We start from the raw sequence: 26,971 nt of genomic DNA on the forward strand, positions 1-26,971 counted from the left end.
CCGCACTAAAAGCAGCTGCTGGCCACTATCGGTTCGGCCACTTCGGACTGAAGTCGCTTAATCGCATTGATGCCCGAGTCGTTACCTTTGTCGGCAGCAAGCTGATAACAGGCCAAGGCGCGAGGAGTATCTTTCTTTCCTAGATCGCCGCTTTTCCAATAATCGCCTAACGAAACGAATGCGTGCGTTGATCCCATGGTGGTAGCACGAATCAACTCTTTTTCAACGTCCAGCGGGCGCTGGCAGGGTCCTGAACCGGCCAATTCATTGCCAAAACAATAGAAGCCAGCCAACGACTCAGCACCGCTCGGTGAATCAACGGCTGCTGCTTTGAAAAGAGCCTCAACTTTGCCGTATTCCAATTGCGGGGCCATACCCGACAGACTCAGCCCAGCCGCAGCCGAACTGGATATAGGATCGCCTGAAGCGGCCGCGCACAGGTAATTTTCCAAAGTCGCCTCAAAAAGTTCTCCTGTCAGCCGGTATTGCTCAAGGCCGCCCAAGCCAGCAAATCCTTGTCCGCGCTGCCAACAGAAATTCTCCGCACGACTCATTTTCCGCGTACTGGCTACAGAAAGCTCTTTATCAGGAATCGACCAGTCCTCAACCCCATCAAGCGTCCAGCAGGACTTCCGCGAAAAGTTGAAAATCTTGATATTGCTGTTGCCGGCGCGTTTATCCACAACGTTAACGTGGCGGTCATCCACCTTCTCGATCTCTATTCCTTCCACTTTCCCATCGGGCACAGCCACCATTAAGGGAAACGCCATATCGCGTCCCACCTCCGCAGTAACGTAAGTCACAATCCGCCCTATATCCGACGTCCCCTTTAATACCAGCAGCTTCACGGCCTGCGCAGTTAGTCGCTTCTGCGACTCGACATTAGCGGAGAATGCTGGAAGAAACTGTGCAAAGTCTTGCGTAGGGCACGAGCCACGTCCAATTGTCGGGCCACTCCCGGTATCGGACGCGATATTGTCCAAAAACACTGAACGGTCGCGACTCATACTGGCGATGCAATTGTTCACCGCTGACACATGCGCCGAAGAGCCCGGTTCCGTCTCCAACGCATCGACCTGGCAATCGGTATCGCGCAGTTTGATCCAGGCGCGCTGAGCCTCCTGAACCATTGACTTTTGGCTCGCCGCAAGAACTGGATCGGTTTGATACCCACCCTCGAGCCGAACCATCAGTTCTTGATAACTGGTATTCAACTGTTTATCTGCAGCAACCTTGGCACTCACAGAACATCTTTCCCTCTGAGAGTTCGTAGTGATATCGGCACATGCATCGTCAGCAAATGCATGTCCCCCCAACAGAGATAAACCACCAATCAGCACGGTGGGAAGCACCGGAATAAGATATTTACTCAAGGCAAATTCCAACAATATTTTGCGAAAGTGTATTTTAAAGTCGTGCTTATTCTTCAAGGGAGATAGCCATTTTCAGAGTAGATCCATTCAGATAAACGACTGCTTCGCGCCCATTAATATCGACAGGGGTAGGATTCTGGATCATTCCTTCATCACTAGCCTTCGCAATTTTTGTTAACGTCTTATCCGCAACATTGGCACGCCAAATAGTTTCATCACCATTCTTGAAATAAAACGTCGGCCGTGACTTGCTCCAAATCGGAGCATATATATTCCAACCAGCCTCGAGCCGACCAGCCTGCGCTATCGTTTCATACCCTGGGGTGTGCGAGTAGTACGCTTGCAATTTTCCATACTCACCACCCCAACCGAATGTCAAACCACTAACAGCATTTTCATCAGTATTTGGCCACTGCTGGAACAGCAAACTGCTTTCCAATGGCGGAGATTTTGAACCGAGCTTATAGACCATCCCCCGCAGCTGATTCTTGGAGAGCTGCTGTCGATAGTAAAACGCCCCATCCAAGATTCCCGCGAATCTTTTCCCTTCGTCGTTTGAACCCAAACTCAAAGCACCGTCAAAACCGATATCTTTCGCAATCGTGTGCAATACCGGCCTGTCGTTGCGATCAACGTACTCATATAAATTACCCCGGTACGCAATCATCGCCGCATCAAAATGCCCTTCAAACACGATGACATGCAACATGCCTGAAATTGTTTCTGCGGAGATCACAAATCGTTCGACAGCCCCTTTTTCATTGGGAAGCCATGCTAAATCAATGACCTTCCATGAGCGCTCAAACTGTGTGTACGGCTTATCACCCAACATTAACTTAATATCTTTCTGATTTTTCCTAGGCGCAATAGGAACCGGCGACAGAAAGCGTATCTGCCGAACATAAGAGTCCTCTAAACACTCCACTGACTCACAAGAGTTACGCTCTGACTCAAGCCATTCACTTTCGATTATTTGTAAAGCTCGCCGATTTTTTATCGGTTTGAAGACCTCACTGAGCTTTTCGTCCATTGCGGACAAAGAAGGAGAACTACAAATTTTCCTCTCTACGTTCGTCGAAGCTTTGCCACAGTCGAAACTCGCAGAAAATGCGACCGAACTGAATAGCAAAAAGGTTAACGATAAAAAGCAGGGGAGCGAATATAAATTTTTCAATGAATCAGCCATAGGAGAAATTTTCCCACCATCGAAACGGATACGTTTACGCTCCGCCTCAAAATCAAAGAATGTTGGCGCAACAAATAAATCCGCCCCCTCTCACAGTCAAGACATGCTGTCCATCAGCGCCATCGCCGCAAAACTAGCGGACGACATCGAAGGCTCGAAGCGCTCCGTAGCGGTGGTCCTTGCCCGAATTGCCGATGGTGCACAAATTATAGTGGAACGCGCTTTGGACCATTTGGAAAAATTGATAGCGGTGAGGCAGACAGTGAATACGTAAGAGGTACCTGTGGGACGGACTAAAAAATAAATCCGTCCCTTTTTCTTGCGTCCCTTTTCCTTAATAAAAAGATCCGTCCCTTTTATTCGTTTCTCTCACTTTCTCCCATCACAAAGTCTCACTTAAAATCTTCAGCACTTTTCGGGAGGAGAAAATAGGGGACAGACCACGTTTTTCGGATTCTACTAAAAGGTGGTCTGGCCCTATTTCACTACTCTTAACCACCAAGCTCAGCAATCAAAAAATCGGAATCTGAAAACGCATCCTTCCCATGCACCGATCTTTAGCTTCGCCGAATAACCGGGATGTTATCGCGCAATTTTCTTCTGCATATCCTTTCCAAACCGGTCCAAAATCCTCGTTACCACCTACAAATTTCAAAGCTTCCGAATAATTCATAGCGGTGGCTTTTTCATTAACTAGCGATACGGCTTTATAAAAACCATCTCCTATGACCCCGGTGCGAAGATAAATAAGTTCGGCAACACGAAAACTCGTCAACTGTTTCTTACACGACAATTGCTCAATCGGAGACTCTCCGCCCTCTTCATCATCGTTTTTGCAGTATTCATCCCTAAGGGTTATCCATTTTTTTTGCGTAGAAAGCAGCGCCGCTTTATTTGATGAATCGAGCTCGGCAGACAAAGCTTTGTATTGCTCATTCAGAACTTTATCAATTTTTTCAAACGATTTCTGGGAACAGTTGACAATGTCAGGATTTGTTGAATTGACGGTGTTACAATCAATATCGGCCGACGCAACGCCGGCATAAAGAAATACCGTCGATAAAACAGAAAATATTTTCTTCGTCACTTCCAGCAATTGCATTTCAACGCCTCCTCAAAAAAAACCGCTTCTTTTTCACGTCTCGTGGCTACGCCGGCGGTATTAGGATCATTCTCCCAAAGCCGCTTCATGCTACGTAGCCGGGATGGAATCAGTTCGGGTTTATCGTTATCGAAATCTTCTTTTATCTGTTTCATCTCTAGTCGCTTCAATGCCTTAGCGGGCGTATTCCCTGATAACGAATTGCCCCGATTGACTACAAGAGAAAGTAATACACCCTGACAATCCGGATGCAAATTTATAGCTTTAGGGTATACGTCAACAACTTGTTGCGCATACCGTTTCTTCATAATTACAGCTAACTTTAAAGCGTTATCCTTACTAATGGATATCGAGCTGACGTTGTGCACATAGTCGCGCGCATCCTGACCTTTCTTGCCAAGAGCCCCTTTTAATCTTTCTATTTCTTCAGGGGTATACAGATCTTTAAGCTCTGCATCAACTCTCGCCGCTGTTTGCTGCCCCAGATCGTAACCATAACCTATCGTTATTCCACTGCTGGCATCGGACAAAGCATATGGATGTTCCCGATAAGCTTCGATTGCTAACAGAAATTCAAATAGCTTCTTGGACACCACATATGGCCCGACCGTTGTATCGAGGGTATAGACTTCGGCCTTGCACTTCTCAGGACAGCCGGACAAGAAACCGCCCAACAAACCAAGCAAATGAATATGCTGAACGTTATTATCACTGGTTATGCCATGTTTCCCAACCAGCTTATCCCACCAACTCAAGCGTTCAATTCTAAGTTTTTCTTCCACCCACTGCTGATGAGGATCCGAGACACTATGCCCCATCAGTTCGTCCAGCGAATCCCACTTTTCTCTTTTGAACTGCCACTCGCTTTCGTAGCGCGTAACCATTTGAGATATCGGCTGAGAAAACCAAGGCTTGCTTAACACTTCCTTGATTTCCGCGGGCGTAAGTTTGTTGTCGCTGTTTTTATCGAGCATCTTGTATAGGCGCTGCTTAGCGGGACCGTCATTGGCGTTTCCAATGTTTGGCAAATATGTCGCTCGCTCTTCCTCGGTCAAATTTTCCTGAGCATGGAGAGATGCCGCGAGGTGGTCCGCATTACTGACAGTTTCTTCGATGAAACTGAAACCTTCCCACTCAAAGGGTGAATGCCGCGATAACTTGGTATCTGGCTCTGCAAACCATCCATTGAGCTCATTCCCGTCGGCATCACCCAATAACCCGTCCAGGCGCCACCACAACGTATAGGTAGTGTTTCCTCCCATGACAACAGGAACCTTTATTTTTTTCTCAGCGGGTAGAGCTTCCAGCACTCCGACGGGAACCAGAAAATCATAGCCAACCGTTTTGTGTGGATCAGTCACTTTAGGTGGATTAGAAGGACCCATTCCTTCCATATGAGTAACCACCACGCTGCCTTTCGGGATTTTCACTAACGTTTTTTCAGCTGCTGGCAGTCCCGCAGCTTTCTCTTTGCTCAGCGCGGTAAAGGCTTTCACGTCTTCACAGCTGAACATCTCAACGTGCAGTAGGTTTTTGGGGGCTGAATCGGAGTGATTCTGATACTGCCCTACATGTCCAATCAGACTGCCCGCGGTAATCGGGAATGGAGTCGCCAAGACATGCACGGCGTCCTTTTCGGCTGGCTCACTCTTGGCCTCAAGTAGCCCTTCCCAGACATATCCAAGCACCTCCCCCGCTGCCAGCGGCGGAACAGCATTCCCACTGACGATCTCCAGTAGTTTCTGGTACTTACCACGCGTCCCGTCGTTTCCGATTTTAACTTGCGTACCGTGCGGCAAAATTGCTTTCACGGCGCCTGACTGGCTGGCAGAGGCGCGTACGACAAGACCTTTCTGTGGCGGAGTCATTGGGTCTTTGGCAGCGGCGCCAATGACGTAAGTATTGGGCGTTGGACCTGCGGTCATCTCTCTTTTGAACACCCAGCCTGTACCTGGCGGCAGGGCGCCACTGGCTGGCGTGACGCTGACAACCTTGAGCCAACCATTGTGCTCTTCGCCTGTCTCGACAACCGTGCCGCGATTCAAAACTGTCAAGACCGTTGCATACCCGGGCTTTCCTCGTGGTTCCTGGCGGACACGCAAGCCCAGAAGTTCATCGTTTGCAGTCTCCTTGACCTGCAACGTACCACCGCTCCAAAAGACCGGCCGCGGCAGTGCCGGGGTTTCTTCGTAGCTTTTCCATTGCAACAAATGCATATACAGACTGAAAAAGGTAAGACTCGGGCCGGGAACGGGTGCTGCAGGAGGAGATCCCGCAGGTACCGCTGGCGCTGGCGGCATCGGCGCTTCCAATCGGTGTTTGACCAATACAAAGCCAGTGGAAAAGTCGGACTGGCTTGTACCGAAATTCGACTTGGGATAGGTGCTATCGATTCGATAGGCAACCACTTCACCGTCCGCAATGCATCGGACTTCTGTCGAGTCCTGCACCAGACCCGAATCTTCATCGAAATGCACGCCGCCATGCCAAAGCCCATTGGCCCCCAGCGGATAGTAACCATCCTTCGCTTTGGCTAACGCCTTGTAGAACTGCTGCGGATTGCTCGCTTCCGCTGCCCCTACTTTCAATGGATACGACCATTTTTCTACTTTCTTGGTTGTCTCTGTCATTACCAATTACCTGAATTCTGATCCCTGGTGGCTTGGATTGCCGTCGATGTCTTAGCCAGAAAAATTAAGCATCCGCTTCGGTTTGCGTTTGATCTTCTCTTCAGACGCATTCCCCACCGCCTGATCCATCAAACTCCCCGCCTTATCCTTATCTGCCGCCCCCGGCAGTACCGGCGGTTTAATCCCGATCCCAGTCCCACTCCCCGGCGAGCCACCGGCATTAATCTTCACCACCGGCCCAACCACTGTCACCCCACCGCCATCGAGCTTGATAAAGCTCCCACCCCCCAGGATGGTCAGCTCCGTCCCCGCCTCGATAACAATCTTGTCCCCAGCCTTAAGGTGAATCTCTTTGCCCACGCTGGTGAGCTGCGCCGTACCCAGCTTCACATGCTGGTTCTGCCCAACCGTCAGGTGATCATCCAGCTTCGCTTCGATCTTGCGGTCGGAGATCGTCGTGCGGTGTTCTTCAGCCTTGAGTTCGGTGTAAGTGTTCTTCACCACCGTGTCATGACGTTCATTGCCGACCCGAATCTTCTGGTCATGCTCAACGTTTTCGTCCCAATCACGCTGGGCGTGGATGAAGATTTGTTCGGCGCCTTTTTTGTCTTCGATGCGCAGTTCGTTGTAACCGCCGCCACCCGGGGAGCTGAGGGTTTTGAAGACGGTGCGGGTTTTGTTCGCCGGCAGGGCGTACGGCACCGGGTTTTCCTTGTGGTACAGGCAGCCGGTGACGAGGGGCTGGTCGGGGTCGCCTTCGAGGAAGGTGACGAGGACTTCCATGCCGATGCGCGGGATGGAGATGGCGCCGTAGCGGTCGCCGGCCCAGGAGCTGGAGACGCGTAGCCAGCAGCTGGTTTTGTCGTCTGCCAGGCCTTCGCGGTCCCAGTGGAACTGGACTTTGATGCGGCCGTATTGGTCGCAGTGGATTTCTTCGCCTTTGGGGCCGGTGACCATGGCGGTCTGGCTGCCGAGCACGCGCGGTTTCGGGTGTTCGAGGGCCGGGCGGTAGAACACGTCCCATGGGGTGGCGAGGAAGGTGTTGCGGTAGCCCTGGTGGAAGTCGTCCTTGTTGTCGGTGGTGTCGCTGGTCACGCCTTCTTCGAGGACTTGCGGCTGTTTGCCTTCGTGGAAGATTTCGGTGAGCAGCCACAGGTCGTTCCACTCGCTGCGCGGGTGGTCGGACAGGGCCATGAAGTGGCCGCTGACCAGTTTGGTCTGGTCGCCGCGACCTTCGGCCTGGCGGTAGTCGGCGCGATGGCGTTCGAGGGCGCGCTGGCTGAGGAACTTGCCGCGCGCGCGGTCGATGAAGCGGCCCGGGTAATCGTAGTCTTCGAGATCCGGTTCGCTGTTTTCGCTGTCGGAAGCGCCGTCCGGTTTGTAGGCCGCTTCCATCTGCAGGCGCGGTTTTTCGAAGTCGTAGTCGCGGCGCGTGGTGCGGCTGGTGCGGGTTTCCAGGCGCAGTTTGAAGCCTTTGATCACCGGTTCTTCGGCGACCATGCCGCTGCCCTGTATGTAGGCGGTCGGCTGGCCGAGGTCGGGGAACACGGTCTGGTCGTCGCCGAACACCAGCAGGTGAGCCTTTTCGCTGTGCTGGAAGTGGTAGTGAATACCCTCCTCTTCGCACAGGCGCTGGACGAAGTGCAGGTCGGTTTCGTCGTACTGCACGCAGTAGTCGCGATCCGGGCACGGCTGGCTCAGTTGGAAGCTGTAGGCGTTGCCCTTGATCCCGTGTTCGTCGAGGATCAGCGCGATGATTTTCGGCGCCGACATCTGCTGGTAGATGCGCTGGTTGGTGCGGTGATGCAGGTATTGCAGCTGCGGCACCAGCGAGACCTTGTAGCGGGTCAGGCGCTTGCCGGCATCGCCCTGGGCGACGCGGTAGATCTGCCCGTGGATGCCCGAGCCCTGTGGATCGAACGCGAGGAACGCCTGCTTGTGCAGGAGTTTTTCCAGGTCCAGATCGGGGTTTTCGCTGACCAGTTCGAGGTCGAAACGAAACGGCTGGCTGATGCCTTCAGTGCCGGTGAACGACAGCACTTGCAGGTCGCCCACGTAGTCTTCGACCTTGAGGCTGAAGTGGGTTTCGTTAGCTGGGTTGAACATAAAGCGCTCCCTGTTCGAATGTCGTCCGTTACGCCCGAAGTCGCAACCGTTGCAGCCAGGACGAAGTGGCGCCCAAGGCGTCACGCAATTGGTCGGCAGTGATGGTGCGTTCTGCCGCATTGAAGCTCAGCGCGGTTCGCAGCGCTGGCCAGCCGTGTTTCGGTAAGTTCGCCGGGGCTTGCAGCTCGCGCTCCAGGTGCTCGTCGCGGGCCTGGGTCGAGGGCAAGCGGCGGAACGGGTGTTTGCCGCTCGCCAGTTCATAGATCACGCAGGCCACGCCGTACACGTCCGCGCTGGCCGACAACGGTTGGCCCTCAAGCAGTTCGGGGGCGGCGTAGCCCGGGGTCCAGGCGTTGAAACGCTCGCGGCTCAGGTGCGGCAGGCCGGGCAACACGCCCTCGTCTGCCTGACCGAGACCGAAGTCGAACAGGCGCAGGCCGTCTTCGCTGAGCATGACGTTGCTCGGTTTCATGTCACCGTGCAGCACGCCGCGACGGTGGGCGTAGGCCAGCGTATCGAGCAGCGGCAGCGCGATGTCGCGCGTTTCTTTCCACGGCAGGCCGAGGGGCCGCTCGCAGAGCAATTTGTCCAGGGTCAGGCCACGCATGTATTCCATGGTGATGAAGGCCCGCTGGCAGTCGGTGTCGACTTCAAAAGTGTGCGCACGCACGACGTTGTCGTGGCGCAGGCGTCGGGTCAGGGCGAACTCGCTGTAAAGCAAGGCACTGGCGTCCGGCGATTCGGCAAATTCTTCGCTGAGGATTTTCAGCGCAATGTAAGGGTCGGGATCGCCGAACTGTTCGTGCAGCAGATCCCGTGCCCGATAGACCGCACCCATGCCGCCCGCCCCGAGCAGACGCTCGAGGTGGTAACGGCCGGCGAGTACGTCCGGCAATGCACCGATGCTGGCCTTGGTCGGCGCCAGCAACGGCTCGGCGTTGTTTGCCTTGGCGAAGGCGAAGTAGGTCAGGTTGCTGGCCTGCTCTTCGCTCATCAGCAAGTCATCGACTGAGGATTCGATTTCAGTCATTGGCGGATCACCACGGCAGTCAGGTTGTCCCGGGCGGCGCCACGCAGGGCGCCGTCGAACAGACGTTCCAGCGCCACATGCGGCGCGCTGAGGCTGAGGGCGTTGCCCAGGGCATCGCTGCTCAGGCCCTGATACAAACCATCGCTGCACAGCAAAAACGCATCGCCCGGATAGACCTCGAGTTCGAGGACATCCAGGGTCAGCTGTTCGGCCGCACCGACGGCGCGGGTCAAGGCCTGAGCCGCCGGGTGCGCTGCCGCCTGTTCGACGCTCATCTGTTGCTCGTCGATCAGTTGCTGTTGCAGCGAATGGTCTTTGGACAGCTGATACAGCCGCTGCCCGCGCCACATGTAACAACGGCTGTCGCCGGCCCAGATGCAGGCCGCGCGATTGCCTTCCACCAGCAGCGCCACAACGGTGCTGCCCATGATGCTGTCATGGCGTCCGGCGGTGACCGTCAACTCCTGCCCCAAACGCCGATTCAACCAGTGCAGGCACTGGCGGATGGCTTTGAGGCGTTCGTCGAAGTCCTCGTGCTGCGGCAGTTCAGCCAGGCTGGCGACGATCAACTGGCTGGCGATGTCGCCACCCTGATGACCGCCCATGCCGTCCGCGACCACCCACAGCCCCTGCTGTGGCGAGTCGAGGAAGGCATCTTCGTTGCGCGCCCGCACCTTGCCCGGGTCGGTACGCGCCGCGCTGCGCCAGGGACTGGCCACCAGCATCAGAGCTGCACCGGCATACGGAAGGTGCGCAGCACGCCCATGTCGAACGGGTTCGGCGTGCGCTGGCTGGTCAGCAGGTAGTTGGCGCGCAGGCCACCCACGTCGGCTTTCAGCACCAGCACGTCGCGACCGGTCAGGTACTCGGTCTGCATCAAATCGAACAGACGGAACAGCGACCATGGGCCGGAGTTCTTCTCGATACCGATCGGACGCCCGGCCATCTTGTCCATCACCAGGCTGGTGCGACCGTCTTCAGCATCGGTCGGCCACTTGAACGTCATTGGCAGGATCGGACCGTGGCGGTACTCCATGGTCTTGTCGCCGAACTTGAACTCGGAACGGCTCACCGCCGGATCGAGGGTGTACGGTTCCAGTTTGAACTGCACGGTCGGCTCGGCCGGGTTGATCGAGAAGAAGCTCTGGCGAATCGTCAGCGCCGCCGCCATCTGGTCGAGGTACATCTTCGACACCGGCAGGCTGTGACCGTCGACGCTGCGCATCCGGTAGTTGCCCGGATCACCGCTGACGAACGGACGCATGTAGCTGTCGAAGAAGCGATCGACGGTGCCTTGAGCGCGGAAGAACTCGCGGAAGTCGCTGATCGCCACGTCGCTGGTGCTGCTGGCGCTGAACGGATAACGCTTGCTGATGGTTTTGCCATACACGCTGTACAGCTCGTTCTGATAACGGCCGTTCAGGTATTGGTAAGCGTCGTTAAGCACCAGGCGCCACGAGTCTTCGGCCAGCACGTTGAACCACACGCTCAGCGGACGCGGCAGGCGACCCGAGGCCGCACGCAGGTTGGTCAGCGCATCACGCTGGCCGCTCATGCGGGTTTTCGCCATTTCGAACGCGGCTTGTTCCGGCGTGCTGGAACGGGCCAGACCGGACAGTTGCAGTTGCAGATCGTTGAGCGCGCTGATGGCCGGGGTCAGGTCTGCGGCCGGGCCGTTGTTGTCATCGAGCAAACGGTGCAGCGGCTCGAAGCGGCGTTGCAGCGACTTCTTCGCGGTGTCCGGCAGGCTTTTCGCCACGGCCATCGCCGAAGCCTTGTCGGCGACAGCCGAGGCCAGTTTGCCGACCTTGCCCAGTTTGCCCTTCTGCCCGGCCAGTGCATCGGCGGCATCACCGGCTTCATCCACCGGATCGGCGGCGGCCGGGAAGCGCGTGTTCTCGCGCACTTCCGTGAGCAATGCCAGCACCGGCGAGTTGGCCGAAGTCAGGCCCGCCAGTTGCTCGGCGCCTTCACCGGCGTCGCTGATCGGCGGCAAGGCCACCTGGCCAACGGCTTCGCTCCAGTAGTTGGCGTAGTCGCGGAAGTACAGTTGCTCCAGCTCTACCATCAGGCGACGCAAGTCCATGTCGCTGATGCCCGCGCCTTCGCCCAGCACCCAGTTGTCACGCAGGATGTCGGTGACCAGCGCCGAACCCTGCACCGAGAAGTACTGCTGATAACCCTGCTGGGTGTAGAAGCCCGGGATCACGTATTCGGTGCCGATGAACAGCGAGCCTTGCGGGCCGAGGTGTTGGCTGAAACGGTACTCCGGCAGGTTGCGCGCCTGCTCGCGGAGCATGCGGTAAACCACGGTGGCCAGCGATTCGGCGCGCAGCACCTGACGTGCCTGAGTCACCAGTTGATCGTTCAGCGGGTAGATGAACGGCTGCTTCAGCAGGCGCTCAAGGTGAGTGTTCAGACCATTCTGCACCGCGGTGTTGCCGGTGTAGCGCTGCGACCAGTCAGTGGCGACCCAGTCCTTGAGCCACACGGCGTCACGACGGTCTTTCATGTTCAGCATCAGGTACGCACGCAGGCTGTTGAGCAGCTTGTCGCGGTCCTTCATGTTGGCGCGGATCTGCCCTTCGAGCATCGTCGCGACCCGTGGCAGCAATTGCGCTTCGAGCTCATGTTCGTAGGCTTGCTTGACCACCGGATTGACGTCTTCGCCCTGATACAGACCGCCACGCTCGTGGTACGAGACGTCGCCCTTCTTCGGGAACACCTGAGTCGCGGCGTAGCTGGTGTCGAGGGTTTTCAGCACGCCCATCGCATCATCACGCGGGGTCAGCGCTGAACGCTGCTGAGTCCAGTTCTGCGCCAGTGTGCGCAGGTTTTCCAGACGCTCATAGTTGGCCGAGAAACCACCGGCCCAGAGCATGCCGAACAGCGCCAGTGCCGCCAGTGCACCGACGTACAACGCACGCTGGCCCCAATGAATGCGGCTGCGCTCGCGCTTGTCCAGACCGGCCAGATCCGATTCCGGGAAGATCACCCGGCTGAGCAGATGATGGATGAAGCGCGAACGGCCGCTGCGCAGGGTAGGCAGCACACCGGCATTCATGCCCAGGTTGGCGCCGATGCCGGCGGTGGTCGCGTCCATTTCCTGCGTCAGATGCGGAGCACTGGTCAGGTAGAAACCCCGCAGCAGCGACGCGCGCTGGTAGCGGTTGCCAGTGAACGCCATGTCGACGAACAGGCACAGGCGCTCGCCGATCTGCCCCAGTTGATGCGGGAAGTCGAGGATGCGGCCACGGCGCTGGGTATCGCGCTCGGAGTGCATGCGCATGATCACCTGATTGTTCAGGCGCCGCAGCAGCTCTTCGAACTCGCCGCGCAGTACCGCGACGTCGGTGCCGACCTGATCCTTGCGGAAACTGGTACCCAGCACCTGATCGCTTTCTTCGCGAGTCAGTTGATCGAAGAACTCGTCGAAACCGAGCAGCTTGTCCGCCTTGCTCAGCACCAGGTACACCGGCACGTCGACATGCAGTTTCTGATAGACGTCTTGCAGACGACCGCGCACCTGGCGCGCCAGGGTATCGATGTCCTGCTCGCTGCCACCGATCAGGGATTCCACCGGAATGGTCACCAGCACACCGTTCAACGGACGCCCGCGACGACGCTTGCGCAGCAGTTCGAGCAGGGTGGTCCAGGCACTGCCGTCGACTTCCGCGTCCGGCTGGGTGGTGTAGCGCCCGGCTGTGTCGATCAGCACACCGTGATCGGCGAAGTACCAGTCGCAATGACGGGTGCCGAGGGTGTCGCGGGTCAGCTTGCGGTCGATCTTGTTGATCGGGAATTCCAGCCCGGAGAAGTCCAGCAGGCTGGTCTTGCCGGAGGCCTGCGGACCGATCAGCAGGTACCACGGCAAATCGTTGCGCCAGCGTTCGCTGCGGCCGCGATACAGGCTCGAAGTCTTCAGGGTTTTCAGCGCGTCCTTGAAGCGCGCCTTCAACTCTTTCTGCTCTTCTTCGATCAGCTCGTCACGACGGATGCGGTCCTGACCGTCTTCGGTTTCTTCGACGGCTTTCTTGCGGATGCCCGCGCGCCAGCTGACGAAGACCATGGTCAGGCCCCAGATCAGGAACAACACGGCGATGGTCAGCAGACGCGAGGTCGCGCTTTCCCAGAACTTGTAGTCATCCACCGCCAACAACGGACCAACGAACCACACCAGCAGTGCCACGAACAGCACCAGCAGCAGGGTCCAGACCCAGGTCTGGCGCAGGAAGGCGCCGACTTTCTTGAAAAACTTTTTCATCACACGTCCCTGTTTACGGCTGCGACTGCGGTTGCACCGCGGCCGGATCAAGCGGCTGATAAGGTTGCAGAACGGTGTCGCGCTGCTCGCCCAGGACCCAGGCGAAGCCCGAATACATCACCACCAGGCAGACCAGCGTGAACAGCACCACCATCCACGCCGGCACGATGCGCACCAGGTTGCGGCGCTGGTCGTTGAGGCCTTCCCAGTGCGGCGACAACTCGCGCGGCACGTCGCCACGCAACTGACGGATCTGCCGGTACAGGGCGTCGCGGATGCCTTCAAGCTCAAGCATGCCACGGGCCTGCACGCGGTACTTGCCCTCGAAACCAAGGGACAGGCACAGGTACATCAGCTCGAGCATCGGCAGGTGTTTGACCGGGTTCTTCGACAGCCGATCGAGCAGCTGGAAGAACTTCTCGCCACCGAACGTCTCGTTATGGAAGCTGCTGAGCAGGCTCATCTGCGACCACTCGCTTTCGTTGCCCCACGGCGTGGTCACCACAGCTTCGTCGACCACGGTGCAGAGCACGTAACGCGCGGCCATCACCTGGCTGCTTTCGGCGCCGTTGTGCAACGCGCGCACTTCAAACAGCTTGAGCCCGGCGGTCAGGCGCTCGTTGAGCGCGTAGAGGTCTTCGCGGGTTTCGCTGTGCTTGAGGCGCACCACTTCCGAGAGCAGTTCGGACGACGCCGCCACCAGCGAATTCAGGCTGATGTTGAACGCCTCCGCCGGGCGCAGGCGCGCGGCGTAGATCATCCGTTCTTCCAGTTGCTCGAAGCGCGGCGGCGCGGCGAAGTCGGTCAGCGGACTGGCTGCCGGTCCGTGGCCCTGACGATCGAGCAGGACGGTTTTGTCGTCCTGGTTGTAATCCGTTTCCTTGATCATGTCGGTCAGTTCCTGATGGCCCAGAATTTCAGTTCAAGCTCGGCGAATTCGCCGGACACGTGGAACGCGAAGCCGCCGGAGCGCTCGAGTTGCGCCAGGTCTTCGGAACTGAGTTCGAGGATGAAGTAGGTTTTGTTCGAGTGGAACGCGATCTGCCGCGGGGCCACCGGCAACGGTTTGACCTTGATCCCCGGCAAGTGCAGGTTGACCAGTTGGCGGATACGCTCCACCGGGCCGACCTTGAGGTGCGCCGGCAAGCGGTGGCGCAGTTCTTCGGAGTCGCAGTTGGCACTTGCCGCCAGCACGAACGATGCCGAGCCGAGCAGTTTGTGGTCGTGCAACGGCGACACGATGATGCCGTACTGACGCGCTTGCAGGATCAACTCGATGGCGTGCTGTTCCAGCACCATCGACAGCACCTGACGAATCGCTTCCATCAGTTTGCGGAAGCTCGCGCCCTGATCGGCGTGGGAATAGCGGCTGTCCAGACGCGGGCGCTTGCTGTCGCTGGAGAAGGTCGCCAGATCACCGAGCATGGTCAGCAGCGTGCGGTACAACTCTTCCGGGTGCACCTGCTCCAGACCGAGGTAGTGGCGCAGCAGCAGTTCGGTACGGTTGATCAGTTGCAGCATCATGAAGTCACCGACTTCCGCGCCACCGACCTTGCCGTTGGAGCGGATCCGCTCGGCAATCGTGTCGCCCCGGTGGTTGAGCATGCTGATGACTTCTTTGAGGCACGACAGCAGATAGCTGGAAGCATGAGCCTGGATGTAGGTCGGCACGAAATCCGGATCGAGGCTGATCACGCCGTCCGGCGTGGTGTCGAGCACGTCGCAGATCTTCAGCTTCACGTAGGCCTGATCGCTCTGCTGCTCGCCGAGCAACAGTTTGAAGTCCGGGCGGCCACAGCTGACCTGGCTGGCGGAATCATCGCCGGCGTTGGAGTCGGCCACTTCGGCGTCGTACGCGGTGTAACGTGCGAGCACGTCGGACTGCTCCGGGCGGCGCGCTTCGATGTGGTTACCGGTGACCAACGGCAGCGCCAGGTAAATCGGCGTGTTACCGGTGTTCGGCGGCACGTCCAGCGCCAGCGGCTCGGTGTTGCCGCCGAGTTCGAACAGGCTGCCGTCCGGCAGGATCCCCGAGGCGGCACTGATCACCAGTTTGCCCATGTTGAGGAACTGCAGGTCGATCTCCAGATTGAGGAAACCCCAGGTGTAGCCACCCAGCAACTGGGTGCGGGTTTTCATCTGGTGATCGTAATAGCGATCGTTGTGCTGGAAGTGCTGCGGCCGCAGCAACATGCCTTCCTGCCAAATGACTTTATGGGTATTCATGTTCAGTCATCCGCCTTGGCGAGCGCTTCATGGGTGTTGCGGATACCGGCCTGATCGAGGGTCAGATCGGCCTCGGTCAGCTCCAGCGGGGTGACCTGAACGGTGTAGCGCCACTTGGTTTCCGGCAGATCGCGGTAGGCGGCGAGAACGCCGACGTAGCGGCTGCCCTCCTCCACGCTGAGTTTCATTTCCACGGTTTCACCCGGGCGCAGTTCGAGTTCTTCGCTGGCCACCAGATCCGGGTTGAGGGATTCCTTGGCGCGCTCGTAGAGGCTGAAGAAATCAGCGTTCTCGAAGGTCACCGGGTGCTTGAGCTCGAACAGGCGCACGACGATCGGCGAAGGACGGCCGTTGAGGTCCGGGTTGAGCTGATCGCTGCCGGTCAGCTTCAGATTGATCTTGGTCACTTTCGAGTACGGCGACAGCGACGAGCAACCGGCGAGCAGCACCAGCACGGTGAGCGCAGTCAGCGTCTTGAAAAAAGCGGTCGAGCGGCGAGACATGCGCATCATCCTTGGTGGTCGGTGTGGAGGGTGGAGATCAGGCGGATCTGTTCTTCGTAGGCCTGGGCGAAGTCGCGGGCCAGCAGACGCTCGCTCCAGTCATCGTCCTGACGCAGTGCCTGGTGGTAACGGCCGAACGCTCTCCAGCGTCCGCCCGAGGTGGCGATCAACGGTTTGTTGTCGCGCTCGAAACGCAGGGTCAGTTGCTCTGGCGAGAAGTGCTCCAGAGTGCCGCGTACGGCGGCCCGGCTGGCGGTGAGCAAAGCCACCTGATGCGCCTGCAGATCGCGGAACGCCCGAGAGATCGCCTGCTCGGCCGGCAGATGACCGGGCTTGTGCGGCTGTAGCAGAATCTGCAGCGCTTCGCTCGGATCGACGGCGAATTTCAGCGGGTTCTTGTTGGTGCCTTGCACGGTGGTCTGGGCCAGACGCAGTTCATTTTTCAGCTCCGAACGAGTGCGCAGGCTCTGCTGCAAACCGCCGATGCTCTGGCGCAGCAGACGCGCGGCGTTCAGCGCCAAGGCTTCGCGGGCGTCGTGATCCAGGCCTTTGACATCCACGCCCAGCGCCGCGCCGAAATGCTCCCAGAACCCTTCGCTCTGACGCTCGACGGCTTTCGGGGCCGGAGCTGGCTCGGGTTCAACCGGGGCGATCAGCTCGGGCACCATCAGGCTTTCCATGTCGATGCGCGCGTAGTCGGCACGCTGACGGGAGTCCTCGGGCTTGGCCATCGGCGCCAACAGTTCGTCGATTTCCGAATAGACGCGCTCCTGCTGTTCGATCGCGTTCAACGGATCGAGGTCGAGGAAGGCGTCGTCCGGAATGATGCTGCCGGCGGCACGCGGACGGCCAACTTCGCCGTCGAAGGTCGCCGGATCGCGCACCAGCCGTGCACGAATCTCGAAGTCACCGAGCACGTAGGTGCTGCCGTGCTCGATGCGCACCGGTTCGCCCTTGTGCAGGCGTGCGCCGCTGCCGCCGTCCTGGACGCCGTTGCTGCTGGTGTCGGTGAGGAAAAACGTGCCTTCGCGGTAGCTGACAATCGCGTGGTGATTGGACAGGTGACGCTTGCGGTCAGGAATGATCCAGTCGCAGTCCTCGCCCCGCCCGATCACGCCGCCAGCCTGTTTGAAGGTCTTCTGGCACAACTCGGTGGGCACGAACTGCTTGGTGTTCAGCATTTCGAAAACCAGTTCCATGTTTGATGCTCCTTGCGGTCACTTGCCGCGATTGACCGCTTGCGGATCACCCAACGGGCGATAGTCGTTGTCGTTGAATTTGTAATTGCCGCTACAGCCGCCAAGGCCGCATAGAACGACGAGGGTCAGCAGGACAGCGTGCCAGTGACGAACAGACATCAGAGGGTCTCCAGGGGTAGACAAAGCACAAAGCGCCGACCCTTGCGGGCGGCGCTGAAATTAATTCTTTGAATGGTCTCGAAGGCTCTACATCGGGGCCTTGAGCCAGACCACCGAGGCGTACGCACCTCCTGTGGCAAGTGAGCAATTTGTGGCGAGGGGACTTGTCCCCGATGGGCTGCGAAGCAGCCCCAAAACCTGATTACCGGTTCTTTCAGGAGAACCGCGTTTGCTGGATTACGGCTGCTGCGCGGCCGATCGGGGATAAATCCCCTCGCCACAGAGAAGCCCTTCAAGACAGGAGTTGTGCAAACGGCAAGAGCCAGGTTCAGATCAACCATCGAAGTCACCCAAATTGATATTCAGGCGCCCGAGGCGGTAGAGCAGCGTGCGGCGTGGCAGGCCCAGTTCGCGGGCAGCGAGGGTCTGGTTGCCGTCGTTCTTGCGCAGGCAGTCGAGCAACAACGTGCGTTCGACTTTTTCCAGGCGTTCGCGCAGATTCAGGCCGCTGTGGTCTTCGGGCATCGGCTCCATGCGCAGGGAGAAATGCTCGGCCAGCAACTCGCCGCCCTCGCACAACAGCACCGCGCGTTCGACCAGTGCCTTGAGTTCGCGCACGTTGCCGGGGAAGGTGTAACCGGACAGGTGCTCCAGCGCCGCGCTCGACCAGCGCACCGGATCACGCTGCAAATACGCGCAGGTCTTCTCGGCGAAGTGCTGAGCCAGTTCGAGGATGTCGCCTTCGCGCTGACGCAGTGCCGGCAGCTCGATCGGAAACTGCGCCAGTCGGTAATACAGGTCCTCGCGGAATTTGCCTTCGCTGACCAGCGTCGACAGATCGCGGTGGGTCGCGGCGATGATGCGCACATCGATCTTGTGCGTGTCGTTGGAACCCAGCGGGCGAATCTCGCCCTCCTGCAACACCCGCAGAATCTTCGCTTGCAGCGACAGCGGCATGTCGCCGATCTCGTCGAGCAACAGCGTGCCGCCGTTGGCCGCATCGAACAGCCCCGCGCGGTCACGGTCAGCGCCGGTGAAGGCGCCTTTGCGATAGCCGAACAGCTCGCTTTCCAGCAGGTTTTCCGGGACGGCCGCGCAGTTCTGCACGATGAACGCCTGAGAGCGGCGCGGGCCGCAATCGTGAATCGCCCGGGCCACAACTTCCTTGCCGGTGCCGGTCTCGCCGCGCAGCAGCACGGTGTACGGGCTGTGCAGGACTTTGCTGATCAACGAGTGGGTCTGGCGCATGGCGGCGCTTTTGCCGATCAGGCCATAGCCGTTGATGCTCGGCACACTGCGCGCCACCGTGGACGACTCTGCCGGCGGCTGGCGCAGACGCTGCAGCAAATGCAATTGACCGAGGACGAACGAGCCGAGCTGGCCGAGTGAGTCGGCAAAACCCTGCAGGTCGACGTGACGACGACTGGCGCACAGCAGCAGGCCTTCAACCGCCTTCTGCTGATTGACCAGCGGCACGCACAGCAGCGATTGCCAAGCACCAGCGGTGGCCGGCAGGAAACTGGTTTCGTGCAGGCTGGCGCCGAGATCATCGAGGCAGACCACGCGGTTCTGGCACAGGGCGAACTGCAGCAGCTGCTCACCGTTGTAGTCCGCCGGCAGGCTGGTGGCGGCGCGCGGTTGCAGCGCGCCGTCGAGGCATTCGGCGTTCATCCCCAAGCAAGTGTGGGTGGCGTCGAGCAGATACAGCTGCGTCAGTTCGCAACCGCTCAGTTCGGCCAGTCCACGCACGAAGTCACCCAGCAGCGCAGCACCGTCCGCCGCGCGCGACAGGCTGGCGAACTGCGCCAGCAAGGCTTCGGCATAGACCAGTGGCTGCGGCACTTGAGTGAACATCACACCCACCTCAGGCGAACTCGCACGTCACGCTGGCGTTGCCGTCGAGCGTGGCATGCACACGTTTGAGGCTTTCACCGGTGGCCATCGCATCGAGCAGGCGGTCGGCTACCAACGGCAGCACATGCTGATCGAGCAGATGGTCGATCAGGCGCGCGCCGCTTTCGCTTTGCGTGCAGCGCTCGGACAGATGATCGACGAGGTTCTGGCACCAGCTGAAATCCAGCTGACGGCGGTTGAGGCGCTCGCCGAGACGACCGAGCTTGATCTCGATCAGCTCGCGCAACACCGGACCGCCGACCGGGTAGTACGGCACCACTTTCATCCGCGCCAGCAGCGCCGGTTTGAAGTGTTTGCTCAGCACCGGGCGAATGGTCTCTTCGAGCAGCTCGGCGGTCGGGCGGGCGCCGTCTTCGCAGAGGTCGCTGATCTTGTCGCTACCGAGGTTCGAGGTCATCAGGATCAAGGTGTTGCGGAAGTCGATTTCGCGACCTTCGCCGTCGTTGGCCACGCCCTTGTCGAAGATTTGGTAGAACAGGTTGAGCACGTCCGGATCGGCCTTCTCGACTTCATCGAGCAGCACCACCGAGTACGGTTTCTGGCGCACAGCTTCGGTGAGCATGCCGCCCTCGCCGTAACCGACGTAGCCCGGTGGCGCACCGATCAGACGCGATACGGTGTGTTTCTCCTGGAATTCGGACATATTGATGGTGGTGATGAAACGGTCGCCGCCGTACAGCAGGTCAGCCAGGGCCAGCGCGGTTTCGGTCTTGCCGACGCCGCTCGGGCCGACCAGCAGGAACACGCCGACCGGTGCATCAGGTTTGTTCAGGCCGGCGGCAGTGGCGCGCATCGAGCGATCCAGCGCGTGCACGGCTTGTTCCTGACCACGGATGCGCGTGCGCAGGTCGGTGGCAAAACTCGCGACCTTGGCGTTGTGCTCGCGGGCCAGTTGCGCCAGCGGCACGCCGGTCCAGGCGCTGATCACTTCGGCCACCAGACGCGGGCAGACTTCGAAGCTGACCAGACGCTCTTTGACCTGCGCAGCGGTCAGGGCGCTGTGGGTCTGGTGCAGTTCGGCTTCCAGCGCTTCAACGCTCTGGCCTTCCTCGACCTCGGCGGCGATGGTTTCGATCACCGTGCCTTCGGCGTCTTCTTCAACGCTGACGGTCGGCTCGACAGCGGCAGCTTCGCGGGCCTTGGCCAGTTGCTGGCGCAGTTCCAGCAGGCGCTCGGCCAGTTGTTTCTGCTCGGTCCACAGACTTTCCAGCGCGACCATTTCGCTTTCGGCTTCGTCCAGCCGCGCTTCCAGCGCATCCAGCGCTTCGTGGTCGATCAGCAGACCGGCCTCGGCATCGCGACGCAGGGCCTGACGCTGACGGCCACCTTCGGCCAGTTCGCCACGCAGGCGTTCGAGGCTTTCCGGGGCAGCGGCGAGGCTGATGCGCACCCGAGCGCACGCAGTGTCGAGGACGTCGACGGCTTTGTCCGGCAGTTGGCGACCGGCCAGATAGCGGGCCGACAGCTCGGCAGCGGAGACCACCGCGTCATCCCGCAGGTAGATGCCGTGGCTCTTCTCGTAGACCTGCGCCAGCCCACGGAGGATGGTCACCGCTTCGCTGACAGTCGGCTCATGCAACTGCACCGGTTGGAAACGCCGAGCCAGCGCCGGGTCCTTCTCGAAGTATTTCTTGTACTCGGCCCAGGTGGTGGCGGCGATGGTGCGCAGTTCACCACGGGCCAGCGCCGGTTTCAGCAGGTTGGCCGCGTCGGAACCACCGGCATTGCCACCAGCGCCGATCAGGGTGTGGGCTTCGTCGATGAACAGGATGATCGGTTTCGGCGAGGCTTTGACTTCGTCGATCACGCCTTTGAGACGACGCTCGAACTCACCTTTGACGCTGGCGCCAGCCTGCAGCAGGCCCATGTCCAGCGACAGCAGCTCGACGCCCTTGAGCACCTGCGGCACTTCACCGGCAGCGATGCGCGAGGCCAGGCCTTCGACGATGGCGGTCTTACCCACGCCAGCCTCGCCGACCACGATCGGGTTGTTCTTGCGGCGACGGGCGAGGATGTCGACCATCTGCCGAATCGCGCCATCGCGGCACAGCACCGGGTCGAGTTTGCCGTCGCGGGCCTGCTGGGTCAGGTTGTGAGTGAAGCGCTGCAGCAGCGATTCGCCCTGCGCCGCTGGCTTGCCGTTAGCGGCCGGTTGCTCCTGTTGCGACAGGGCGAATTCCTTCAGGCGATCGATGTTCAGTTTGGCGAGCAGCGGCTGGTAACGGCTGCCGGCATAGCGCATCGGGTTGCGCAGCAGCGCAAGGATCAGCGCGGCATCTTCGACCTGGGTCTGGCCCAGTTCGAGGTTGGCCACCAGCAGCGCGTCTTGCAGCCACTGCACCAGTTCCGGGGCAAACACCGGGTTGCGCGAGGCGCTGTGTTCAACCCGAGATTGCAGTGCGGCGCTCAGCTCACCCGCGTCGACATCCGCATCCTGCAGCGCGCGCGACAGCAAGCCGTTCGGACGCTCCAGCAGACCCAGCAACAGGTCTTCGACGAGGATCTTGCTGCCGCCACGGGCCACGCAACGTTCAGCCGAACGCTCCAGATCGCGACGGGTTTCGGCGTCCAGCGCCTGGATGAGTTGTTGCAGGTCTACGTTGATCATGGCTCACGTCCTTAATGAATTTTGCTGCCGAGGGTGACCACGCCGTCTGCTTTTTCGCAGCCCAGCCAACTGGTCCACCCCAGGCGACAGTCGTTCTTCTCACCAATGCGCAGTTCGCGGATTTCTTCCGGGCGCAGCACCAGGCGAATGTCGTAATCGAGCGGGTCACGCAAGGTGAACCGCACCAGCGCGCACAGCGGCTGGTAACCGAAACCGATCGGCAGAAATTCGTGGAATCGCTCCCAGTCGAGTTCGGTGATGTGAATGCGGAATTTGCCGCTGCGGTCGCGCACCTGTTCGCCCAGCACCAGGTCTTCACCGAGCAGGCTGTTGGCGCGACCGAGGCGGTTGCGCTGCTCGTCGAGGATCTCCACGCGACGCTCGATGCACTGCTCGATGACCAGGTCTTCGTGCTTGAAGTAATAACGCAGCACGGCTTCGATCAGCGCCGCCGAGTGCGCGCGCAAGCTGAGCAAACCGAGGTACGGCAGCAGGCGTTTCCAGTTCAGCTCCTTGGCCTTGCGGATCTCGTCGCCACCCAGACCGATCAGCGCGAACAGCTGCGAGGAGAACGGGTCGATCGCGCCGCTCTGGAAGCTGGCGCGATAGCGGTACTTGCGCCAGATCGGCAGCATCAGTCGTTGCAGGCGATGGTGGAACAGGTCGAGGAAGTTGCGCGTCGGGTTGCCGTCCTCGCTGTCGCCCAGAGCCTGCTCGCCGTAGAACGCCGGCAGCGGCGAACCGGAGCCGACCAGCCCGATCAGGTTGAAACGCATGCGTGCGCGCATCTGCCCGTGCTCTTCGAAAAACTCCACGCGATCAACGTCGCTGCGCGGAAAGCCCAGACTCGGGTTGGCCTGGAACTCCACCTGATCGTACAGATCGTCTTCGCTCAGGTACGGGTGCGCCTCGCGCAGCCGGTCGATCACCAGCAGCACGGCCTGAAACAGCGAGTACTCGCGTATTACCTTGGTCAGCCCGCTTAAAGCAGGGGCTGCAGGCCCATACGTGGTGTCCATTGGTACACCTCTCCCTGTGTGCTTTTTACCCGCAGCTCGTGGTACGAATTGAGACTGGCGTAAAGCGCGAAAAACTCGTTAAGAACCGAGGCGAAAACGAACAGGTCGCCTTCGCCGATATACCCTTCCGGGTCGATGGTCAGTTCGGTGCGCAGACCGCGCACCGGCAAGCCACGGTGCAGCCGGTCGACGTGGTGGTGCTTGATGTGCTTGAGGCCGCCGAGCAGGCGTTTGCTGACCTTCTCCGCGTGCTGGTCGTAGTAGCGCGGCAGGTCGTAGGTTTCGAGAATCACCTTCAACGCGTTGACGTCGGCCAGCGACAGATAGTTGAGCGACATGTTGCTGATCAGCTTCCACAGAAAGTCACGGTTCAGCGGCGGCGCAAAGCTCGACGTGGCCGGGGTGATGTTGCGGAAACTGAGGAACTCCGGGGTCTCTTCACAGGCCATGCAGATGTCGCCGAGCTTTAGCTTGCGCGGCAGGTTCTGGTTGGTGCAGATCAGCTCGATCGACAGGGTTTCGTGGGCTTCGGTGTGGCGGATGCCGAAGCTCAGGTAGGTGTCGAGGCCGTCATGCAGCAACGACGAACGCTGGCGGATGCTGTAATGCGGACGGCTGTTGGGCACGTCGAAACTCGGGTCATGCTCGAACGATTCGAACGGCACGTACTCCTGATAACCCAGGCCGCCGGGCTTCCAGCCGGTGACGGTTTCCACCGAGAACACGCCGCAGTTTTCCAGATCGTATTCCGCCGGCAGCAGCAGGTATTCATCCTGTTTGCCATCGAGGCGGATCGGCAGCGCGTCGTGGGCGAACAGGTTGGCAATCGGCGTGCAGAACAGCTTCACGTTATCCAGGGTCGGCCGCATGCGCATGATCCCGCTCTTGCGAATATCGAAACGCAACTCCAGGCCGCGCATCTGCTTGAGCGTGTCTTCCGGCAGCGCCTTGAGAATGTCCAGACCGTTGACGTCGACAAACAGGAACTTGTCCTGGAAGGCGAAGTATTCCTGCAGGTAGCGATAGCCACGGAAGGTGTTCAGCGGATACGGGATCAACGCTTCTTCTTCGGCAAAGCCCACCGGCTTGACCCGGTCACCGGGAATCTTGAACGCCATCGGCTTGCCCGCCACGCCATCGATTGGCTTGCCGGCGCCGTCGAGCGGGATCAGCTCGATGCCTTCCAGGTTGCGCAGCAGACTCAGGTAGAGCATCTGGCTGATGTAGCGCTCGCCGGCAAAATGCAGGCGCAGTTTGCTCAGTTCCAGCTCACCGAGGTGGCCGTCGGCGCTCATTTCCAGACGCAGGCTGAGCAGCGAACCGTCGCCCTTCACCGAGTAGTTCAGCGCCGCCAGATCCAGCGGCAAGACTTCAGTCGGGTAGCAGGTGCGGAAGCGGCAACGCACGTCTTCGATCGGTTTGCTTTCGATCGGCGTATCGCGCTCGACCACCAGCGCCGGGCCCGACCGCTTCAGCGGATCGAACTGCAGAATGCTGAACGCCGGCAGCGGGCGCATGTAATTCGGCCACAGCAGTTGCATCAGCGAGTGACTGAGCTCCGGCAGCTCGTCGTCGAGCTTCTGCCTCAGACGCCCGGTGAGGAACGCAAAGCCTTCCAGCAACCGCTCCACATCCGGATCCCGCCCAGCCTGGCCCAGGAACGGCGCCAACGCCGGACTACGCTCGGCGAAACGGCGACCGAGTTGGCGCAGTGCGGTGAGTTCGCTTTGGTAGTAGTGGTTAAAGGACACGGGTTACCTGCCTGGTAGTGGAACTCATGGAATAACTGTCCTGCGGATTACGCTGGATGTCCGACCTGGTCATTGGATTGCACCTGCAGGCTGACTTGGCTGAATGCGACCTGCGATGTTTCGCAAAGCCCAACGCAACTCGATGACTTGAGTGGTGAGGATCGCCAGCAACGTGACGCAGCCTTGAGCTACGCCGTAAAACAGGGCTCTTAACGGGGTGTCGGGTAGCATCCAGAGCAGGATGAAGCCCACCATCAGAAAAAGGATGGCCAGCTTGGCGACCAGACCTGGAATCAGCGCAACGATCAGGTTGACGCCCAGAAAAATGTAAAACAGTGCGTAACTCGCAATGCCGATGGCGACACCATGGGAGGTAAATCCGCCGTTAAAAAGCCTGTAAGCATGCACAACCGCGTCATTCAAAAATGCATAAGCCACGCATCCGAGGGCGTGGATTAATAAGCATAGGGTGAGACGAACGTAGCTGTTCATACTGCTATCAATTTTCCAGAATCTCGTAGGGTGTATTACTGATGAAAATATTCAGCCAACTTTCTTCCCATTGCGGCATGGAGATTATAAAAGTCTTATCTTTCTTTTCGAAGGCGATCCAAGTAATTCCAACTTCAGTATCATCTTCGAATGTGCGCATATCCAATGACTGAGTATCATACAGTGGGGTTCGATATACCTTTCCTGGTTCTTTTGAGTCGACAACTCTTAAATACGCCATACCGCCAAGCATGAAGATCCTGCCGACACGCACATTCTCAATTGTGTAGCGACCCGAGGGGCTAGCTGTAGTTGTACTTGCAGGATACCCTAGCATTGCGCTTACGCAATAAACGATCAATGCAATCAACGCCAAGAGCAAACTGATAGGCACTAGCCATTTCCTTTTAAGCGTAGTCATTCTTTCGCCACACCCACTTCGACAGCGATTGTATATGAGCAGAAAATGCGCATCATTTATTCCAAACATTAATAACTGTCACGGGAACATTCTGATATTGAACATCAGACAAAACCTGGAAATCACCGCCTTTTTTAAATTCCGTCCGATATTTTACAAAATGAGAATTCGTAATATAGAAATAACGCGAGTTCTCTATTTCCCGAAACATCGCCTGAGAATCTTCTGCACTGATATAGGGATTTGAAGCGATGTCTGACTTCATCTGCGCCGCACCGGCATTTGCAGTGGCCGCATAGGCCGGGTTGGCTATACCATCGAAGTTCCAGAACCCCAATGGCTGACTGAAATTGTCATCCGGTGCGTCATTGAAGTCATAGGCATCCTCAGCGTAAAACCCAATTCGCTCTACAAACAGTTGAATGCTGTCTACGGAAATAACCAGCTTTCCTTCTGGAAATACACGGACGTTAAAGTTTGCCAGCGCAGCTCGCAATTCATCAGTCTTCTCTATTAGACCGAATTTAACTGCTCGATTATTACTGTATCCAAACTCTTCAACCTTCCTGGCGCTCGCAAACTTAAAAGGATAGACACCCGGCGCCGAGCCAAGATACTTATCTTTAATCTTCTTGCTTATATTATTGCGGCCTGCAGGATTATCCCAGGCTGACTTAAGCTCTTCAATGACAGCTTTCGCAGGTTCAAACTTTTCCAACCAGGCCATTTTTACGATGGTGTCATTTACGTAGGCGATGTCAGCAAGAGCAATATGGTCTTTGACCTCTTTACTCATCGCACCATCGGCAGTTGGCCATGGCTTGCCATCAAACCAATGGCGCATCAGCTTCGCAGCAACTGGCCACTTCATCTTATCCATCGCATCAGGTATATCTGTGATTTTGAATTGACGGACAGCTGCAGACTTACCAGTTTGGTTACTGGCCGGCGTCAGACTTGATGCTATTTTCGTATCCGCCATAACAAA

The 26,971-nt window shown here is 58.5% G+C and carries 21 protein-coding genes; 1 reads left to right on the top strand and 20 read right to left on the bottom strand.

What is annotated here, in order from left to right; genetic code table 11:
• Positions 1-5: 5 nt before the first annotated feature.
• Together J1G18_RS02335 and J1G18_RS02340 are read right to left on the bottom strand one after the other, a co-directional pair.
• On the bottom strand, positions 6-1,373 hold the full coding sequence (locus J1G18_RS02335) for a lysozyme inhibitor LprI family protein (protein WP_135296962.1): 1,368 nt from the start codon (positions 1,371-1,373) through the stop codon (positions 6-8).
• A gap of 46 nt (positions 1,374-1,419) precedes the next feature.
• Positions 1,420-2,205 (bottom strand): hypothetical protein, encoded by a 786-nt coding sequence (locus tag J1G18_RS02340; protein ID WP_245223411.1) that lies wholly within the window; start codon positions 2,203-2,205, stop codon positions 1,420-1,422.
• A 169-nt stretch (positions 2,206-2,374) separates the two neighbouring features.
• Between J1G18_RS02340 and J1G18_RS27940 the strand changes: the two genes are divergently transcribed.
• On the top strand, positions 2,375-2,833 hold the full coding sequence (locus J1G18_RS27940; RefSeq protein ID WP_245223413.1) for a DUF6124 family protein: 459 nt from the start codon (positions 2,375-2,377) through the stop codon (positions 2,831-2,833).
• 237 nt (positions 2,834-3,070) lie between these two features.
• Here the strand turns inward: J1G18_RS27940 and J1G18_RS02350 are convergent, their stop codons facing one another.
• The 18 genes from J1G18_RS02350 to J1G18_RS02435 form a co-directional block, all read right to left on the bottom strand.
• Positions 3,071-3,661, bottom strand: coding sequence for a lysozyme inhibitor LprI family protein (locus J1G18_RS02350; RefSeq protein WP_223007028.1), 591 nt, complete (start codon positions 3,659-3,661; stop codon positions 3,071-3,073).
• Positions 3,643-6,291, bottom strand: coding sequence for a pesticin C-terminus-like muramidase (locus J1G18_RS02355; RefSeq protein ID WP_223007029.1), 2,649 nt, complete (start codon positions 6,289-6,291; stop codon positions 3,643-3,645). The genes J1G18_RS02350 and J1G18_RS02355 overlap by 19 nt, the downstream gene beginning before the upstream one ends.
• A gap of 51 nt (positions 6,292-6,342) precedes the next feature.
• The gene (locus J1G18_RS02360) at positions 6,343-8,397 is read right to left on the bottom strand and encodes a type VI secretion system tip protein VgrG (protein ID WP_223007030.1); all 2,055 of its coding nucleotides are present in this window, start codon (positions 8,395-8,397) and stop codon (positions 6,343-6,345) included.
• A 28-nt stretch (positions 8,398-8,425) separates the two neighbouring features.
• On the bottom strand, positions 8,426-9,427 hold the full coding sequence (locus J1G18_RS02365; protein ID WP_027610390.1) for a serine/threonine-protein kinase: 1,002 nt from the start codon (positions 9,425-9,427) through the stop codon (positions 8,426-8,428).
• Positions 9,424-10,152 (bottom strand): PP2C family protein-serine/threonine phosphatase, encoded by a 729-nt coding sequence (locus J1G18_RS02370; protein ID WP_027610389.1) that lies wholly within the window; start codon positions 10,150-10,152, stop codon positions 9,424-9,426. The genes J1G18_RS02365 and J1G18_RS02370 overlap by 4 nt, the downstream gene beginning before the upstream one ends.
• Positions 10,152-13,691 (bottom strand): type VI secretion system membrane subunit TssM, encoded by a 3,540-nt coding sequence (gene tssM / locus J1G18_RS02375; protein ID WP_223007031.1) that lies wholly within the window; start codon positions 13,689-13,691, stop codon positions 10,152-10,154. The genes J1G18_RS02370 and tssM overlap by 1 nt, the downstream gene beginning before the upstream one ends.
• Positions 13,692-13,704: 13 nt before the next feature.
• Positions 13,705-14,580 (bottom strand): type IVB secretion system protein IcmH/DotU, encoded by an 876-nt coding sequence (gene icmH / locus J1G18_RS02380; RefSeq protein WP_003229559.1) that lies wholly within the window; start codon positions 14,578-14,580, stop codon positions 13,705-13,707.
• 5 nt (positions 14,581-14,585) lie between these two features.
• Positions 14,586-15,917, bottom strand: a complete 1,332-nt coding sequence (tssK, locus tag J1G18_RS02385) for a type VI secretion system baseplate subunit TssK (RefSeq protein ID WP_007962327.1) — start codon at positions 15,915-15,917, stop codon at positions 14,586-14,588.
• A 2-nt stretch (positions 15,918-15,919) separates the two neighbouring features.
• Positions 15,920-16,420 carry a type VI secretion system lipoprotein TssJ gene (gene tssJ, locus J1G18_RS02390; RefSeq protein WP_007962325.1) on the bottom strand — a complete coding sequence of 167 codons (501 nt, stop codon included), beginning with the start codon at positions 16,418-16,420 and terminating at the stop codon, positions 15,920-15,922.
• Positions 16,421-16,425: 5 nt separating this feature from the next.
• Positions 16,426-17,619: a type VI secretion system-associated FHA domain protein TagH gene (gene tagH / locus J1G18_RS02395; RefSeq protein WP_135296851.1), complete on the bottom strand. Its 1,194-nt coding sequence runs from the start codon at positions 17,617-17,619 to the stop codon at positions 16,426-16,428.
• 18 nt (positions 17,620-17,637) lie between these two features.
• Positions 17,638-17,778, bottom strand: a complete 141-nt coding sequence (locus J1G18_RS02400; RefSeq protein ID WP_003229566.1) for a hypothetical protein — start codon at positions 17,776-17,778, stop codon at positions 17,638-17,640.
• A gap of 333 nt (positions 17,779-18,111) precedes the next feature.
• Complete coding sequence (locus J1G18_RS02405) at positions 18,112-19,632, bottom strand: sigma-54 interaction domain-containing protein (protein ID WP_115988608.1); 1,521 nt, start codon at positions 19,630-19,632, stop codon at positions 18,112-18,114.
• Positions 19,633-19,642: 10 nt separating this feature from the next.
• Positions 19,643-22,300 (bottom strand): type VI secretion system ATPase TssH, encoded by a 2,658-nt coding sequence (tssH, locus tag J1G18_RS02410; RefSeq protein ID WP_095137721.1) that lies wholly within the window; start codon positions 22,298-22,300, stop codon positions 19,643-19,645.
• A gap of 11 nt (positions 22,301-22,311) precedes the next feature.
• Positions 22,312-23,319 (bottom strand): type VI secretion system baseplate subunit TssG, encoded by a 1,008-nt coding sequence (gene tssG / locus J1G18_RS02415; RefSeq protein WP_003229570.1) that lies wholly within the window; start codon positions 23,317-23,319, stop codon positions 22,312-22,314.
• Positions 23,283-25,070, bottom strand: coding sequence for a type VI secretion system baseplate subunit TssF (gene tssF, locus J1G18_RS02420; RefSeq protein WP_007962320.1), 1,788 nt, complete (start codon positions 25,068-25,070; stop codon positions 23,283-23,285). The genes tssG and tssF overlap by 37 nt, the downstream gene beginning before the upstream one ends.
• A gap of 69 nt (positions 25,071-25,139) precedes the next feature.
• On the bottom strand, positions 25,140-25,562 hold the full coding sequence (locus J1G18_RS02425) for a hypothetical protein (protein ID WP_223007032.1): 423 nt from the start codon (positions 25,560-25,562) through the stop codon (positions 25,140-25,142).
• Between the two features lie 7 nt (positions 25,563-25,569).
• On the bottom strand, positions 25,570-25,956 hold the full coding sequence (locus J1G18_RS02430) for a hypothetical protein (protein ID WP_223007033.1): 387 nt from the start codon (positions 25,954-25,956) through the stop codon (positions 25,570-25,572).
• A 79-nt stretch (positions 25,957-26,035) separates the two neighbouring features.
• On the bottom strand, positions 26,036-26,965 hold the full coding sequence (locus tag J1G18_RS02435) for a DUF6402 family protein (protein ID WP_223007034.1): 930 nt from the start codon (positions 26,963-26,965) through the stop codon (positions 26,036-26,038).
• Positions 26,966-26,971 lie beyond the last annotated feature (6 nt).

The sequence above is a fragment of the Pseudomonas sp. MIS38 genome, assembly GCF_019891575.1.
Taxonomy (GTDB): Bacteria; Pseudomonadota; Gammaproteobacteria; order Pseudomonadales; family Pseudomonadaceae; genus Aquipseudomonas; species Aquipseudomonas putida_A.